Origin of the sequence: Leclercia sp. Marseille-Q4284 (assembly GCF_916618945.1) — a bacterium.
Lineage (GTDB): Bacteria > Pseudomonadota > Gammaproteobacteria > Enterobacterales > Enterobacteriaceae > Enterobacter > Enterobacter tamurae.
This window is the reverse complement of record NZ_CAKAKG010000002.1, coordinates 638,250-654,371: the sequence shown is the minus strand read 5'-3', so window position 1 is coordinate 654,371 and position 16,122 is coordinate 638,250. Positions and strand designations below refer to the sequence as shown.

At 54.8% G+C, this 16,122-nt stretch carries 10 protein-coding genes, 2 tRNA genes and 3 rRNA genes; 13 read left to right on the top strand and 2 right to left on the bottom strand.

Annotated features, from left to right (window positions below; translation table 11 throughout):
• Window positions 1–85 precede the first annotated feature (85 nt).
• The 6 genes from nudC to LG383_RS17800 all read left to right on the top strand — a co-directional run bounded on the left by nudC (window position 86) and on the right by LG383_RS17800 (window position 4,442).
• Window positions 86–859, top strand: coding sequence for an NAD(+) diphosphatase (gene nudC / locus LG383_RS17825; protein ID WP_225759818.1), 774 nt, complete (start codon window positions 86–88; stop codon window positions 857–859).
• A gap of 42 nt (window positions 860–901) precedes the next feature.
• The gene (hemE, locus tag LG383_RS17820; RefSeq protein WP_225759817.1) at window positions 902–1,966 is read left to right on the top strand and encodes a uroporphyrinogen decarboxylase; all 1,065 of its coding nucleotides are present in this window, start codon (window positions 902–904) and stop codon (window positions 1,964–1,966) included.
• A 9-nt stretch (window positions 1,967–1,975) separates the two neighbouring features.
• Window positions 1,976–2,647: a deoxyribonuclease V gene (gene nfi, locus LG383_RS17815; RefSeq protein WP_106996057.1), complete on the top strand. Its 672-nt coding sequence runs from the start codon at window positions 1,976–1,978 to the stop codon at window positions 2,645–2,647.
• Window positions 2,648–2,688: 41 nt separating this feature from the next.
• Entirely contained in the window at window positions 2,689–3,279 is a 591-nt protein-coding gene (locus tag LG383_RS17810) for a YjaG family protein (RefSeq protein WP_106996058.1), read from the top strand.
• Window positions 3,280–3,465: 186 nt separating this feature from the next.
• Window positions 3,466–3,738 (top strand): nucleoid-associated protein HU-alpha, encoded by a 273-nt coding sequence (hupA, locus tag LG383_RS17805; protein WP_032615913.1) that lies wholly within the window; start codon window positions 3,466–3,468, stop codon window positions 3,736–3,738.
• A gap of 11 nt (window positions 3,739–3,749) precedes the next feature.
• Window positions 3,750–4,442 carry a DUF1481 domain-containing protein gene (locus LG383_RS17800; protein ID WP_106996059.1) on the top strand — a complete coding sequence of 231 codons (693 nt, stop codon included), beginning with the start codon at window positions 3,750–3,752 and terminating at the stop codon, window positions 4,440–4,442.
• 53 nt (window positions 4,443–4,495) lie between these two features.
• On the opposite strand, the gene purD is transcribed toward LG383_RS17800, so the two are convergent.
• Both purD and purH read right to left on the bottom strand, forming a co-directional pair.
• Window positions 4,496–5,788 carry a phosphoribosylamine--glycine ligase gene (gene purD / locus LG383_RS17795; RefSeq protein WP_225759816.1) on the bottom strand — a complete coding sequence of 431 codons (1,293 nt, stop codon included), beginning with the start codon at window positions 5,786–5,788 and terminating at the stop codon, window positions 4,496–4,498.
• A 15-nt stretch (window positions 5,789–5,803) separates the two neighbouring features.
• The gene (gene purH, locus LG383_RS17790) at window positions 5,804–7,393 is read right to left on the bottom strand and encodes a bifunctional phosphoribosylaminoimidazolecarboxamide formyltransferase/IMP cyclohydrolase (RefSeq protein WP_225759815.1); all 1,590 of its coding nucleotides are present in this window, start codon (window positions 7,391–7,393) and stop codon (window positions 5,804–5,806) included.
• Between the two features lie 560 nt (window positions 7,394–7,953).
• On the opposite strand from purH, the gene LG383_RS17785 reads away from it, so the two are divergent.
• The 7 genes from LG383_RS17785 (at window position 7,954) to aceB (ending at window position 16,112) form a co-directional block, all read left to right on the top strand.
• Window positions 7,954–9,493: ribosomal RNA gene (locus tag LG383_RS17785) — 16S ribosomal RNA — on the top strand.
• A gap of 70 nt (window positions 9,494–9,563) precedes the next feature.
• Window positions 9,564–9,640 (top strand) — tRNA-Ile (locus LG383_RS17780).
• A 37-nt stretch (window positions 9,641–9,677) separates the two neighbouring features.
• Window positions 9,678–9,753: transfer RNA gene (locus LG383_RS17775), tRNA-Ala, on the top strand.
• A gap of 197 nt (window positions 9,754–9,950) precedes the next feature.
• Window positions 9,951–12,857: ribosomal RNA gene (locus LG383_RS17770) — 23S ribosomal RNA — on the top strand.
• Between the two features lie 97 nt (window positions 12,858–12,954).
• A 5S ribosomal RNA gene (gene rrf, locus LG383_RS17765) occupies window positions 12,955–13,070 on the top strand.
• The 16S, 23S and 5S rRNA genes sit together here with 2 tRNA genes alongside, the layout of an rRNA operon.
• Window positions 13,071–13,311: 241 nt before the next feature.
• On the top strand, window positions 13,312–14,241 hold the full coding sequence (metA, locus tag LG383_RS17760) for a homoserine O-succinyltransferase (RefSeq protein WP_225759814.1): 930 nt from the start codon (window positions 13,312–13,314) through the stop codon (window positions 14,239–14,241).
• 269 nt (window positions 14,242–14,510) lie between these two features.
• Window positions 14,511–16,112 carry a malate synthase A gene (gene aceB / locus LG383_RS17755; RefSeq protein WP_225759813.1) on the top strand — a complete coding sequence of 534 codons (1,602 nt, stop codon included), beginning with the start codon at window positions 14,511–14,513 and terminating at the stop codon, window positions 16,110–16,112.
• Window positions 16,113–16,122: the final 10 nt, after the last annotated feature.

The following is a 16,122-nucleotide window of genomic DNA, read 5'->3' as shown; positions in this document are numbered from 1 at the left end:
GCAAGGTTAAGATTAAAAGCTGCCCACCCAAAATGTAATAGTAATGTTACCAACATGCCTGTGAAGCAAAGGTAGTGCAATAGATATGGATCGTATAATTGAAAAATCGGATCGCGGCTGGTGGTTAGTCAGCCATGAACAAAAATTATGGTTGCCCGGTGGTGAATTACCCTATGGCGAAGCAAATAATTTCGATCTTGCGGGGCAACACGCACTAAATATTGGTGAGTGGAAAGGCGATTCTGTGTGGTTGATCCAACAAAATCGCCGTCACGATATGGGATCGGTGCGCCAGGTGCTCGATCTCGAGGTTGGCCTGTTCCAGCTGGCGGGTCGTGCTGTGCAGTTGGCCGAGTTTTATCGCTCGCATAAATTCTGTGGCTACTGCGGCCACACCATGCACCCGAGCAAAACCGAGTGGGCGATGCTCTGCAGCCACTGCCGGGAACGCTATTACCCGCAAATCGCCCCGTGCATCATTGTCGCCATCCGCCGGGATGACGCTATCCTGCTGGCGCAACACACTCGTCACCGCAATGGGGTACATACCGTGCTGGCCGGGTTTGTCGAAGTGGGCGAAACCCTCGAGCAGGCCGTGGCGCGGGAAGTGATGGAGGAGAGCGGCATCAAGGTGAAGAACCTGCGCTATGTCACCTCCCAGCCGTGGCCGTTCCCGCAATCGCTGATGACCGCCTTTATGGCCGAGTACGACAGCGGCGAGATCGTCATCGACCCGAAAGAGTTGCTGTCCGCCGACTGGTATCGCTACGACGATTTGCCGCTGCTGCCACCGCCGGGTACCGTGGCGCGCCGGCTGATAGAAGATACGGTGGCAATGTGTCGGGCTGATGATGTGTGAGACATGTTACACTGGAGATAAGACGCTTAAGGAACTGCAAAAATGACCGAACTGAAGAACGATCGTTATCTGCGTGCGCTGCTGCGCCAACCCGTTGATATCACCCCGGTATGGATGATGCGCCAGGCGGGCCGCTATTTGCCGGAGTACAAAGCCACGCGCGCGCAGGCGGGCGATTTTATGTCGCTGTGTAAAAATGCGGAGCTGGCCTGCGAAGTGACGCTTCAGCCGCTGCGCCGTTATCCGCTGGACGCGGCGATCCTCTTCTCTGACATCCTGACCATCCCGGACGCCATGGGGCTGGGCCTGTACTTTGAGACCGGCGAAGGCCCGCGCTTTAGCTCGCCGATTAAGAGCAAAGCGGATATCGACAATCTGCCGATCCCGGACCCGGAGCAGGAGCTCGGTTATGTGATGAATGCGGTGCGTACCATTCGTCGCGAGCTGAAAGGCGAGGTGCCGCTAATCGGCTTCTCCGGCAGCCCGTGGACGCTGGCGACCTACATGATCGAAGGCGGCAGCAGCAAAGCCTTTACCGTCATCAAGAATATGATGTATGCCGATCCGCTGGCGCTGCATGCCCTGCTGGATAAGCTGGCGAAAAGCGTCACCCTGTACCTGAACGCGCAGATCAAAGCGGGCGCCCAGTCGGTGATGATCTTCGATACCTGGGGTGGCGTGCTGACGGGTCGCGATTATCAGCAATTCTCGCTCTACTACATGCATAAAATCGTCGATGGCCTGCTGCGTGAAAACGAAGGCCGTCGCGTGCCGGTAACCCTGTTCACCAAAGGCGGTGGTCAGTGGCTGGAAGCCCTGGCAGCAACCGGTTGTGATGCGCTGGGCCTCGACTGGACCACCGATATTGCCGATGCTCGCCGCCGCGTAGGAGACAAAGTCGCCCTGCAGGGCAACATGGATCCGTCTATGCTGTATGCTCCGGCCGCCCGTATTGAAGAAGAAGTCGCGACCATTCTGGCGGGCTTCGGTCAGGGCGAGGGCCATGTGTTTAACCTGGGGCACGGTATTCATCAGGATGTACCGCCAGAACATGCAGGCGTGTTTGTGGAGGCGGTGCACCGACTTTCTGCCCAGTATCACCTCTAAGGAGTCGTTATGGATCTTGCATCACTTCGCGCTCAACAACTTAAACTGGCTGCGTCGGTCTCCCGTGAAGACCGGCTGGATAAAGACCCACCCGCGCTGATTGCCGGGGCGGATGTCGGGTTTGAGCAGGGTGGAGAGGTGACGCGGGCGGCGATAGTGCTCCTGACCTGGCCCGGACTGGAGCTGGTGGAGTACCAGGTGGCGCGCATTGCCACCACCATGCCCTATATCCCCGGCTTCCTCTCTTTTCGTGAATATCCCGCGCTGCTGGCGGCGTGGGATCAGCTTTCCCGAAGACCCGATCTGCTGTTCGTAGATGGCCACGGGATCTCCCATCCGCGCCGTCTCGGCGTCGCCAGCCATTTCGGCATGCTGGTAGATGTCCCGACCATCGGGGTGGCGAAAAAGCGCCTCTGCGGCAAGTTTGAACCCCTGTCGGCCGAACCCGGCGCGCTGGCACCCTTGATGGACAAAGGCGAGCAGCTGGCCTGGGTCTGGCGCAGCAAGGCGCGCTGTAATCCGCTGTTCATCGCTACCGGTCATCGAGTCAGTACTGACACCGCCCTGGCGTGGGTGCAGCGCTGTATGAAAGGCTATCGATTACCCGAGCCGACCCGCTGGGCCGATGCAGTGGCTTCCGGGCGTCCGGCTTTTGTTCGATGGCAGGAAATTCAGCGCTGATTCAGGTAAACTGCGGCTAATTTTCGATTCGAGACTTCATCATGTTACAAAACCCGATTCACCTGCGCCTCGAGAAGCTGGAAAGCTGGCAGCATGTCACCTTTATGGCCTGTCTGTGCGAACGCATGTATCCGAACTACGCCATGTTCTGCAAGCAGACCGAATTTGGTGACGGCCAGCTGTATCGCCGTATTCTCGATCTGGTGTGGGAGACGCTGACGGTCAAAGATGCGAAGGTGAACTTCGATTCTCAGCTCGATAAGCTGGAAGAGGCGATCCCGGCGGCTGATGACTATGATGTCTATGGCGTCTATCCGGCGATTGATGCCTGCGTGGCATTAAGTGAACTGATTCACTCGCGCCTGAGTGGCGAAACGCTCGAGCATGCCATCGAAGTCAGTAAGGCTTCAATTACGTCAGTGGCGATGCTGGAGATGACCCAGGAAGGTCGGGAAATGACCGATGAAGAGCTCCGTTTAAACCCGGCTGTTGAGCAGGAATGGGACATTCAGTGGGAAATATTCCGTTTGCTGGCAGAGTGCGAAGAACGCGATATCGAGCTGATCAAAGGTCTGCGTGCAGACTTGCGTGAGGCTGGCGAGAGTAACATTGGTATAAATCTTCACCAGTGAAACAATAAAACGTGATTTTACGCCTGTTTTGTCATACCTGTACTCTTCCCTTCTGCCCCCCGTCTGGTCTACATTTGGGGGGCGAAAAAAAGTGGCTATCGGTGCGTGTATGCAGGAGAGTGCTTTTTTGGCATTTTCGTCGCACTCGATGCTTAGCAAGCGATAAACACATTGAAAGGATAACTTATGAACAAGACTCAACTGATTGATGTAATTGCGGACAAGGCTGATCTGTCTAAAGTGCAGGCTAAAGCTGCTCTGGAATCCACCCTGGCTGCTATTACTGAGTCTCTGAAAGAAGGCGATGCTGTACAACTGGTAGGTTTCGGTACCTTCAAAGTGAACCACCGCGCTGAGCGTACTGGCCGCAACCCGCAGACCGGTAACGAGATCAAAATCGCTGCAGCTAACGTGCCAGCATTTGTATCTGGCAAAGCACTGAAAGACGCAGTTAAGTAAGCCGCGTAGCAGTGAACAGTTTTATCGAGGGGGCGGTTTCGCCCCTTTTGTCTGTCTGGCGCCAGGCAATGGCGCTGGCAGGCATACTTTTGCTGTCGGCCTGCAGCCATGACGCCTCTCTGCCGCCTTTTACTGCCAGCGGTTACGCTGACAATCAGGGTGCGGTACGTATCTGGCGTAAAGACACCGACGATGAAGTCCATCTGCTCTCCGCCTTTAGTCCCTGGCACAGCGGCAGTACCACGACCAGCGAGTACAGCTGGCAGGGTGATACCCTTACCCTTATCGACGTGAATATCTACAGTAAGGTGCCCGAGCATGTGCGGGTGCGTTTTGACGACCACGGTGAGCTGAGCTTTATGCAGCGCGAAATCGGCGGTCATAAGCAGCAACTCTCAACCGACCAAATTGACCTCTACCGCTACCGTGCTGACCAGGTTCGTCAGACCAGTGACGCGCTGCGACAGGGGCGGGTAGTGCTGCATCAGGGGCGCTGGCATGCCGATGGCACTGTGACTACCTGCGAAGGCCAGACCCTGAAACCGGATCTTGATAGCTGGGCGACGGAACATATCGGACGCCGTCAGAGCCACTCCTCCATGGAAGTGAGCGTCGCGTGGCTGGAAGCGCCGGAAGGATCACAGCTGCTGCTGGTAGCGAACGAAGATTTCTGTACCTGGCAGCCAACCGAGAAGAGTTTTTAAATCCCCTCTCCTTTGAAGGAGAGGGTTAGGGTGAAGGGAAACAGACGGCTCCGTTACTCCCCTTGCTCCCGCGCAATCGCACGATAACCAATATCGCTACGGCTGAAGCTGCCGTTCCAGTGAATGTCCGCCATCAGGGCATAGGCACGCTGCTGTGCTTCTGCGACGGTATGACCCAGCGCGGTGGCGCACAGGACGCGGCCCCCGTTGGTCAGCACGCGATCATCATCAGACAGCGTCGTGCCGGCATGGAACACCTTCGCGCCTTCCACCTGCTCCAGCGGCAGACCGTGGATTTCGTCCCCGGTGCTGTAGTTGCCCGGATAACCGCCCGCTGCAATTACCACGCCCAGCGATGCGCGCTCGTCCCACTCGGAGGTTTTCTTGTCCAGCTTGCCTTCGCAGGCCGCCAGGCACAGATCCACCAGATCGGATTTCATGCGCAGCATGATCGGCTGAGTTTCCGGATCGCCAAAGCGGCAGTTGAACTCGATCACCTTCGGGTTGCCCTGCTTGTCGATCATCAGGCCTGCATAGAGGAAGCCGGTGTAGGTATTGCCTTCCGCCGCCATGCCTTTCACGGTTGGCCAGATGATGCGGTCCATGGTGCGCTGGTGAACTTCATCGGTCACCACCGGCGCAGGGGAGTAAGCCCCCATCCCCCCGGTATTCGGGCCGGTATCCGCATTGCCAACGCGCTTATGGTCCTGGCTGGTGGCCATCGGCAGCACGTGCTCGCCGTCGACCATCACGATAAAGCTCGCCTCTTCCCCGTCGAGGAACTCTTCGATCACGATACGGTGGCCCGCATCGCCAAAAGCGTTACCCGCCAGCATATCGTGAACCGCGGCTTCGGCTTCTTCGAGGGTCATCGCCACGATCACGCCTTTACCAGCAGCCAGACCGTCGGCTTTAATCACAATCGGGGCGCCTTTTTCACGTAAGTAAGCCAGGGCTGGCTCGACTTCAGTGAAGTTCTGGTATTCCGCGGTCGGGATGTTGTGACGCGCGAGGAAATCTTTGGTGAAGGCTTTAGAGCCTTCCAGCTGGGCGGCACCTTCGGTCGGACCGAAGATGGTCAGGCCCGCAGCACGGAAGGCATCCACCACGCCAATCACCAGCGGCGCTTCCGGGCCGACGATGGTCAGATCGATCTTCTCGTTCTGGGCAAAGCTCAGCAGCGCCGGGATATCGGTCACGCTGATGGCGACGTTCTGCAGGGCGGGCTCCAGTGCGGTACCGGCGTTACCCGGGGCCACGAAGACGGTTTTCACCTGCGCAGACTGCGCCGCTTTCCACGCCAGGGCGTGCTCGCGCCCGCCGTTACCAATCACTAATACTTTCATTCTCTGCTCCGGGAATTAATGGCGGAAATGACGCATGTCGGTGAAGATCATCGCGATGTCGTGTTCGTCAGCCGCGGCAATGACTTCGTCATCGCGGATAGAACCGCCAGGCTGGATCACACAGGTGATGCCTACCGCTGCTGCCGCATCGATACCGTCACGGAACGGGAAGAAGGCGTCAGAGGCCATGGCAGAACCTTTCACTTCCAGCCCTTCATCACCTGCCTTGATACCGGCAATTTTCGCGGAGTAGACGCGGCTCATCTGGCCTGCGCCTATCCCGATGGTCATGTTCTCTTTCGCATAGACGATGGCGTTGGATTTCACGAACTTCGCCACTTTCCAGCAGAACAGCGCATCACGCAGTTCCTGTTCAGTCGGCTGACGCTTGGTGACCACGCGCAGGTCGGCTTCTGTCACCATACCCAGGTCACGATCCTGAACCAGCAGACCGCCGTTCACGCGTTTGAAGTCCAGGCCCGGAACGCGTTCCGCCCACTGGCCACAGGTCAGCACGCGCACGTTCTGTTTCGCCGCGGTGATTTTCAGGGCTTCTTCAGTAGCAGAAGGGGCGATAATCACTTCAACGAACTGACGGGAGATGATTGCCTGAGCGGTTTCAGCATCCAGCTCGCGGTTGAAGGCGATAATGCCGCCGAACGCAGAGGTCGGGTCGGTTTTGTATGCGCGATCGTAAGCATCAAGAATCGAGGTGCTGACCGCCACGCCGCATGGGTTCGCGTGCTTGACGATCACGCAGGCTGGCTCGCTGAACTCTTTCACGCACTCCAGCGCCGCGTCGGTGTCCGCGATGTTGTTATAGGAGAGCGCTTTGCCCTGAACCTGCTGCGCTGTTGCAACAGAGGCTTCTTTTACCTCTTCTTCTATATAGAAGGCTGCCTGCTGGTGGCTGTTCTCACCGTAACGCATATCCTGCTTCTTAATGAAGTTCAGGTTTAAGGTACGAGAGAAACGGCCGGATGGTTCGCTGCTTTCGCCGTGATAGGCAGGTACCAGGCTACCGAAGTAGTTGGCAATCATGCTGTCGTAGGCGGCGGTATGTTCGAAGGCTTTAATTGCGAGGTCAAAGCGGGTTTCGAGATTCAGGGAGCCTTCGTTGGCATCCATCTCGTTAATAATGGCGTCGTAGTCGCTGCTCTTCACGACGATGGCGACATCTTTATGGTTTTTGGCAGCGGAGCGCACCATGGTCGGGCCGCCGATATCGATATTCTCTACGGCGTCTTCCAGTGAGCAGCCTTCACGGGCAACGGTCTGGGCGAATGGATAGAGGTTAACGACAACCATATCGATTGGCGCGATCCCGTGCTGATCCATAATGCCGTCATCCTGACCGCGACGACCCAGAATGCCACCGTGAACTTTCGGGTGCAGGGTTTTGACACGTCCATCCATCATTTCCGGGAAACCGGTGTAATCGGACACTTCGGTTACCGGCAGGCCTTTCTCTGCTAACAGGCGGGCGGTACCGCCGGTGGACAGCAGCTCCACACCACGTACAGAAAGTGCCTGAGCGAATTCGACGATACCGGCTTTATCAGAAACACTGAGCAGAGCGCGGCGGACTGGACGACGTTGTTGCATGGTAAATCCCCTGGATTTGACGATTACAGAGAGCGTTAGTTGAGTTTTCTACATAAAAACTCAACTAACACACCTGGCGGGGCCACTTTATTTAGCGCCAGCATTTTAACGAAAACGTTTGCGCAACGCTCGCACATTTTCACTTTTTCGTCGCATTGTGGATAAGTCTGTGAGTAATCAGGTATAAGGCGGTGTTTTGCTGGGGAATGCAGCAGTCAGTCATTTTTCTGTCATTTAAGGGTTGCGGCTCCGGGAGAACTCCCTATAATGCGCCTCCATCGACACGGCAGATGTGAATCACTTCACACAAACAGCCGGGTCGGTTGAAGAGAAAAGCGAAAATAAACGCTTGACTCTGAAAGAGGAAAGCGTAATATACGCCACCTCGCAACGGTGAGCGAAAGCCGCGTTGCACTGCTCTTTAACAATTTATCAGACAATCTGTGTGGGCACTCAAAGTGACATGGATTCTTAACGTCGCAAGACGATAAATGAATACCAAAGTCTCTGAGTGAACATACGTAATTCATTACGAAGTTTAATTCACGAGCATCAAACTTAAATTGAAGAGTTTGATCATGGCTCAGATTGAACGCTGGCGGCAGGCCTAACACATGCAAGTCGAACGGTAGCACAGAGAGCTTGCTCTCGGGTGACGAGTGGCGGACGGGTGAGTAATGTCTGGGAAACTGCCTGATGGAGGGGGATAACTACTGGAAACGGTAGCTAATACCGCATAACGTCGCAAGACCAAAGAGGGGGACCTTCGGGCCTCTTGCCATCAGATGTGCCCAGATGGGATTAGCTAGTAGGTGGGGTAATGGCTCACCTAGGCGACGATCCCTAGCTGGTCTGAGAGGATGACCAGCCACACTGGAACTGAGACACGGTCCAGACTCCTACGGGAGGCAGCAGTGGGGAATATTGCACAATGGGCGCAAGCCTGATGCAGCCATGCCGCGTGTATGAAGAAGGCCTTCGGGTTGTAAAGTACTTTCAGCGAGGAGGAAGGCGGTGAGGTTAATAACCTCATCGATTGACGTTACTCGCAGAAGAAGCACCGGCTAACTCCGTGCCAGCAGCCGCGGTAATACGGAGGGTGCAAGCGTTAATCGGAATTACTGGGCGTAAAGCGCACGCAGGCGGTCTGTCAAGTCGAATGTGAAATCCCCGGGCTCAACCTGGGAACTGCATTCGAAACTGGCAGGCTAGAGTCTTGTAGAGGGGGGTAGAATTCCAGGTGTAGCGGTGAAATGCGTAGAGATCTGGAGGAATACCGGTGGCGAAGGCGGCCCCCTGGACAAAGACTGACGCTCAGGTGCGAAAGCGTGGGGAGCAAACAGGATTAGATACCCTGGTAGTCCACGCCGTAAACGATGTCGACTTGGAGGTTGTTCCCTTGAGGAGTGGCTTCCGGAGCTAACGCGTTAAGTCGACCGCCTGGGGAGTACGGCCGCAAGGTTAAAACTCAAATGAATTGACGGGGGCCCGCACAAGCGGTGGAGCATGTGGTTTAATTCGATGCAACGCGAAGAACCTTACCTACTCTTGACATCCAGAGAACTTAGCAGAGATGCTTTGGTGCCTTCGGGAACTCTGAGACAGGTGCTGCATGGCTGTCGTCAGCTCGTGTTGTGAAATGTTGGGTTAAGTCCCGCAACGAGCGCAACCCTTATCCTTTGTTGCCAGCGGTCCGGCCGGGAACTCAAAGGAGACTGCCAGTGATAAACTGGAGGAAGGTGGGGATGACGTCAAGTCATCATGGCCCTTACGAGTAGGGCTACACACGTGCTACAATGGCGCATACAAAGAGAAGCGACCTCGCGAGAGCAAGCGGACCTCATAAAGTGCGTCGTAGTCCGGATTGGAGTCTGCAACTCGACTCCATGAAGTCGGAATCGCTAGTAATCGTAGATCAGAATGCTACGGTGAATACGTTCCCGGGCCTTGTACACACCGCCCGTCACACCATGGGAGTGGGTTGCAAAAGAAGTAGGTAGCTTAACCTTCGGGAGGGCGCTTACCACTTTGTGATTCATGACTGGGGTGAAGTCGTAACAAGGTAACCGTAGGGGAACCTGCGGTTGGATCACCTCCTTACCTTAAAGAACCTGCCTTTGTAGTGTCCACACAGATTGTCTGATGAAAAGTAAGCAGTAAAAATCTCTGCAGGCTTGTAGCTCAGGCGGTTAGAGCGCACCCCTGATAAGGGTGAGGTCGGTGGTTCAAGTCCACTCAGGCCTACCAAATTTGCCACGCAAATTTGAAGAGATTTAACTACGATGGGGTTATAGCTCAGCTGGGAGAGCGCCTGCCTTGCACGCAGGAGGTCTGCGGTTCGATCCCGCATAGCTCCACCATCCTTTACTGCGACAACACAAAAACTTCAGAGTGTACCTGCGAAGGTGCGCTGCGAAGTTTTGCTCTTTAAAAATCTGGATCAAGCTGAAAATTGAAACGACACACTGTGTCTGCTCTCCGTAATAAGAGCAGATGAGCGGTGTGTTCGAGTCTCTCAAATTTTCGCAATCAGAAGTGAAACAGCTTCGGGTTGTGAGGTTAAGCGACTAAGCGTACACGGTGGATGCCTAGGCAGTCAGAGGCGATGAAGGACGTGCTAATCTGCGATAAGCGTCGGTAAGGTGATATGAACCGTTATAGCCGACGATTTCCGAATGGGGAAACCCAGTGCAATCCGTTGCACTATCGTTAAGTGAATACATAGCTTAACGAAGCGAACCAGGGGAACTGAAACATCTAAGTACCCTGAGGAAAAGAAATCAACCGAGATTCCCCCAGTAGCGGCGAGCGAACGGGGAGCAGCCCAGAGTCTGAATCAGCATGTGTGTCAGTGGAAGCGTCTGGAAAGTCGCAGGGTACAGGGTGATACTCCCGTACACGAAGATGCATGTGCTGTGAACTCGAAGAGTAGGGCGGGACACGTGGTATCCTGTCTGAATATGGGGGGACCATCCTCCAAGGCTAAATACTCCTGACTGACCGATAGTGAACCAGTACCGTGAGGGAAAGGCGAAAAGAACCCCGGCGAGGGGAGTGAAAAAGAACCTGAAACCGTGTACGTACAAGCAGTGGGAGCACCTTCGTGGTGTGACTGCGTACCTTTTGTATAATGGGTCAGCGACTTATATTCTGTAGCAAGGTTAACCGTATAGGGGAGCCGAAGGGAAACCGAGTCTTAACTGGGCGTTAAGTTGCAGGGTATAGACCCGAAACCCGGTGATCTAGCCATGGGCAGGTTGAAGGTTGGGTAACACTAACTGGAGGACCGAACCGACTAATGTTGAAAAATTAGCGGATGACTTGTGGCTGGGGGTGAAAGGCCAATCAAACCGGGAGATAGCTGGTTCTCCCCGAAAGCTATTTAGGTAGCGCCTCGTGAACTCATCTCCGGGGGTAGAGCACTGTTTCGGCTAGGGGGCCATCCCGGCTTACCAACCCGATGCAAACTGCGAATACCGGAGAATGTTATCACGGGAGACACACGGCGGGTGCTAACGTCCGTCGTGAAGAGGGAAACAACCCAGACCGCCAGCTAAGGTCCCAAAGTCATGGTTAAGTGGGAAACGATGTGGGAAGGCACAGACAGCCAGGATGTTGGCTTAGAAGCAGCCATCATTTAAAGAAAGCGTAATAGCTCACTGGTCGAGTCGGCCTGCGCGGAAGATGTAACGGGGCTAAACCATGCACCGAAGCTGCGGCAGCGACGCTTATGTGTTGTTGGGTAGGGGAGCGTTCTGTAAGCCGTTGAAGGTGGACTGTGAGGTCTGCTGGAGGTATCAGAAGTGCGAATGCTGACATAAGTAACGATAAAGCGGGTGAAAAACCCGCTCGCCGGAAGACCAAGGGTTCCTGTCCAACGTTAATCGGGGCAGGGTGAGTCGACCCCTAAGGCGAGGCCGAAAGGCGTAGTCGATGGGAAACAGGTTAATATTCCTGTACTCGGTGTTACTGCGAAGGGGGGACGGAGAAGGCTATGTTGGCCGGGCGACGGTTGTCCCGGTTTAAGCATGTAGGCGGAGGTTCCAGGTAAATCCGGAACCTTACTAACGCTGAGGTGTGATGACGAGGCACTACGGTGCTGAAGCAACAAATGCCCTGCTTCCAGGAAAAGCCTCTAAGCATCAGGTAACATCAAATCGTACCCCAAACCGACACAGGTGGTCAGGTAGAGAATACCAAGGCGCTTGAGAGAACTCGGGTGAAGGAACGAGGCAAAATGGTGCCGTAACTTCGGGAGAAGGCACGCTGATGGTAAGTGAAGCGACTTGCTCGTGGAGCTGAAATCAGTCGAAGATACCAGCTGGCTGCAACTGTTTATTAAAAACACAGCACTGTGCAAACACGAAAGTGGACGTATACGGTGTGACGCCTGCCCGGTGCCGGAAGGTTAATTGATGGGGTTAGCGGCAACGCGAAGCTCTTGATCGAAGCCCCGGTAAACGGCGGCCGTAACTATAACGGTCCTAAGGTAGCGAAATTCCTTGTCGGGTAAGTTCCGACCTGCACGAATGGCGTAATGATGGCCAGGCTGTCTCCACCCGAGACTCAGTGAAATTGAAATCGCTGTGAAGATGCAGTGTACCCGCGGCAAGACGGAAAGACCCCGTGAACCTTTACTATAGCTTGACACTGAACACTGGTCCTTGATGTGTAGGATAGGTGGGAGGCTTTGAAGCGTGGACGCCAGTCTGCGTGGAGCCAACCTTGAAATACCACCCTTTAATGGCTGGTGTTCTAACGTGGACCCGTAATCCGGGTTGCGGACAGTGTCTGGTGGGTAGTTTGACTGGGGCGGTCTCCTCCTAAAGAGTAACGGAGGAGCACGAAGGTTAGCTAATCCTGGTCGGACATCAGGAGGTTAGTGCAATGGCATAAGCTAGCTTGACTGCGAGAGTGACGGCTCGAGCAGGTGCGAAAGCAGGTCATAGTGATCCGGTGGTTCTGTATGGAAGGGCCATCGCTCAACGGATAAAAGGTACTCCGGGGATAACAGGCTGATACCGCCCAAGAGTTCATATCGACGGCGGTGTTTGGCACCTCGATGTCGGCTCATCACATCCTGGGGCTGAAGTAGGTCCCAAGGGTACGGCTGTTCGCCGTTTAAAGTGGTACGCGAGCTGGGTTTAGAACGTCGTGAGACAGTTCGGTCCCTATCTGCCGTGGGCGCTGGAGAATTGAGGGGGGCTGCTCCTAGTACGAGAGGACCGGAGTGGACGCATCACTGGTGTTCGGGTTGTCATGCCAATGGCACTGCCCGGTAGCTAAATGCGGAAAAGATAAGTGCTGAAAGCATCTAAGCACGAAACTTGCCCCGAGATGAGTTCTCCCTGACCCTTTAAGGGTCCTGAAGGAACGTTGAAGACGACGACGTTGATAGGTCGGGTGTGTAAGCGCAGCGATGCGTTGAGCTAACCGATACTAATGAACCGTGAGGCTTAACCTTACAACGCCGAAGCTGTTTCGGCGGATTTGAGAAGACGATTTTCAGCTGATTACAGATTACTCATCACGCCTGAGGGCGGGGTGAACAACAGAATTTGCCTGGCGGCTGTAGCGCGGTGGTCCCACCTGACCCCATGCCGAACTCAGAAGTGAAACGCCGTAGCGCCGATGGTAGTGTGGGGTCTCCCCATGCGAGAGTAGGGAACTGCCAGGCATCAATTAAAGAAACCCCGTACCGGAAGGTGCGGGGTTTTTTGCCGTCTGCGCCTTACCGGCCTGCAACACCCTCCAGGCCCGGTAAGCGTAGCGCCACCGGGCAACACCTGCCGCACCCAACCCCTTCCTTGAAACTTTCTCACCTTTCACATGCAGACTCGACATTTGCCTGATTCCTGGTTATTGTCAGCTATCTGGATGTCTAAACGTTTATACGTATGCTTTGAGGATTTAAGGTTATGCCGATTCGGGTGCAGGACGAGCTACCAGCCGTCAATTTCTTGCGTGATGAAAATGTCTTTGTGATGAAGGCATCGCGCGCTACAGGTCAGGAAATTCGTCCTCTGAAGGTGCTTATCCTCAACCTGATGCCAAAGAAGATTGAGACGGAAAATCAGTTCCTCCGTTTGCTCTCTAACTCCCCGCTGCAGGTCGATATCCAGCTGCTACGTATTGATGCGCGTGAGTCCCGCAACACGCCTTCAGAGCATCTCAATAACTTCTACTGTAACTTCGATGATATCAGCGACGAGAATTTCGATGGCCTGATTGTCACCGGCGCACCGCTGGGCCTGGTAGAGTTCAATGACGTGGCCTACTGGCCGCAAATCAAACAGGTACTGGAGTGGGCTAAAGATCATGTCACCTCTACGCTGTTTGTCTGCTGGGCAGTGCAGGCTGCACTCAATATTCTTTACGGCATACCTAAGCAGACCCGGAGCGAAAAACTGTCGGGCGTCTATGAGCACCATATTCTGCATCCCCATGCATTGCTGACGCGTGGCTTCGATGATTCCTTCCTGGCCCCTCATTCACGCTATGCCGATTTCCCGGCTGCACTGATCCGCGACTACACCGATCTGGAGATCCTCGCCGAGAGCGAAGAGGGTGATGCCTACCTGTTCGCCAGCAAAGACAAGCGCATTGCCTTTGTCACCGGCCATCCGGAATATGATCCTGATACCCTGGCCAGTGAATATTTCCGTGATGTCGAAGCGGGTTTGAACCCGGACGTGCCGTACAACTATTTCCCGCAAAACGATCCACAGAACAAACCGCGGGCAACCTGGCGCAGCCATGGCAATCTGCTGTTTACTAACTGGCTCAACTATTACGTCTACCAGATCACGCCATACGATCTGCGCCACATGAATCCGACGCTGGAGTAATCCTCTGAGGATCCTCGTCCTGTAGCGTTTCAGCTCTCCAGTTAAGGCACCTTCGGGTGCCTTTTTTATTTCCGAAATCCCCTCCGTCTGGTGAATGATTTTTAAACTTATCAATATCAAAGCATTACATGCATTTAAAATTAAAAATGGAAATAGTTTTTGATTTTACGATAAATCCAGATAGTCTTAATTTTGCTGAACGAAAACTACACAACGATCTTCGTTCGCGTGGGGGAAGTGAATTCGGATCAACGACGAGGAGCAGTAAAATGAATCAACAGGCAACCATTATCGATGAACTGGCCTTTAACCAACCGCATGGAGAGCAGGAGCAGCAGGTTCTGACGCCCGATGCCGTTGAATTTCTTACCGAGCTGGTGACCCGCTTCACGCCAAAACGCAATAAGTTACTGGCGGCACGTATCCAGCAGCAGCAAGACATTGATAATGGAAAGCTGCCTGACTTTATTTCGGAAACCGATTCCATTCGTGAAGGTGACTGGGCGATCCGCGGCATTCCGCAGGATCTGCAGGACCGACGCGTCGAGATCACCGGCCCGGTAGAGCGCAAAATGGTGATCAATGCGCTGAATGCCAATGTGAAAGTCTTTATGGCCGATTTTGAAGATTCGCTGGCACCTGACTGGAGCAAAGTGATCGAAGGGCAGATCAACCTGCGCGACGCGGTGAACGGTACCATCAGCCACACCAATGAAGCCGGCAAAATCTATCAACTCAAGCCCAACCCGGCGGTACTGGTCTGTCGCGTGCGCGGCCTGCATTTACCGGAAAAGCATGTTACCTGGAACGGGGAAGCGATCCCCGGCAGCCTGTTCGACTTTGCCCTCTACTTCTTCCACAACCATAAGACCTTGCTGGCCAAAGGCAGCGGTCCCTACTTCTACCTGCCGAAAACCCAGGCCTGGCAGGAAGCGGCCTGGTGGAGTGAGGTCTTCAGCTATGCCGAGGATCGTTTCGATCTGCCGCGCGGCACCATCAAAGCCACCCTGTTGATTGAAACCCTGCCAGCTGTGTTCCAGATGGATGAAATTCTGCATGCCCTGCGCGACCATATTGTCGGCCTGAACTGTGGTCGCTGGGATTACATCTTTAGCTATATCAAGACCCTGAAAAACCACCCGGATCGCGTCCTGCCGGACCGTCAGGTGGTCACGATGGACAAATCATTCCTCAGTGCCTACTCGCGTCTGCTGATCAAGACCTGCCACAAACGCGGCGCCTTCGCGATGGGCGGCATGGCGGCCTTTATCCCGAGTAAAGACAGCGAACGTAACAATCAGGTGCTGAACAAGGTGAAGGCCGACAAAGAGCTGGAAGCCAGCAACGGCCATGACGGCACTTGGGTGGCGCACCCTGGGCTGGCCGATACCGCCATGGAGGTGTTCAACCGTATCCTGGGCGATAACAAAAATCAGCTGCACGTGACCCGCGAAGACGATGCGCCTATCACCGCCGCTCAGCTGCTCGAGCCGTGCGAGGGCGAGCGCACCGAAGAGGGGATGCGCGCCAATATCCGCGTGGCGGTGCAGTACATCGAGGCATGGATCTCCGGCAACGGCTGTGTGCCGATTTACGGTCTGATGGAGGATGCCGCCACCGCCGAGATCTCACGTACCTCTATCTGGCAGTGGATCCACCATCAGAAGACCCTCAGCAACGGCAAACCGGTGACTAAAGCCCTGTTCCGCCAGATGCTGTCGGAAGAGATGCTGAACATTCAGGAAGAGCTGGGCGAGCACCGCTTCAGCAGCGGTCGCTTCGATGCCACCGCACGCCTGATGGAACAGATCACTACCTCAGATGACTTAATCGACTTCCTGACGCTGCCTGGCTACCGCCTGCTGGCCTGATTTCACCACA

What these genes read in the sequence shown, in the direction of transcription:
- nudC (WP_225759818.1), top strand. Translation starts at nt 86, where the DNA reads ATGGATCGTATAATTGAAAAATCGGATCGCGGCTGGTGGTTAGTCAGC.
- hemE (WP_225759817.1), top strand. Translation starts at nt 902, where the DNA reads ATGACCGAACTGAAGAACGATCGTTATCTGCGTGCGCTGCTGCGCCAA.
- nfi (WP_106996057.1), top strand. Translation starts at nt 1,976, where the DNA reads ATGGATCTTGCATCACTTCGCGCTCAACAACTTAAACTGGCTGCGTCG.
- LG383_RS17810 (WP_106996058.1), top strand. Translation starts at nt 2,689, where the DNA reads ATGTTACAAAACCCGATTCACCTGCGCCTCGAGAAGCTGGAAAGCTGG.
- hupA (WP_032615913.1), top strand. Translation starts at nt 3,466, where the DNA reads ATGAACAAGACTCAACTGATTGATGTAATTGCGGACAAGGCTGATCTG.
- purD (WP_225759816.1), bottom strand. Translation starts at nt 5,788, where the DNA reads ATGAAAGTATTAGTGATTGGTAACGGCGGGCGCGAGCACGCCCTGGCG.
- purH (WP_225759815.1), bottom strand. Translation starts at nt 7,393, where the DNA reads ATGCAACAACGTCGTCCAGTCCGCCGCGCTCTGCTCAGTGTTTCTGAT.
- metA (WP_225759814.1), top strand. Translation starts at nt 13,312, where the DNA reads ATGCCGATTCGGGTGCAGGACGAGCTACCAGCCGTCAATTTCTTGCGT.
- aceB (WP_225759813.1), top strand. Translation starts at nt 14,511, where the DNA reads ATGAATCAACAGGCAACCATTATCGATGAACTGGCCTTTAACCAACCG.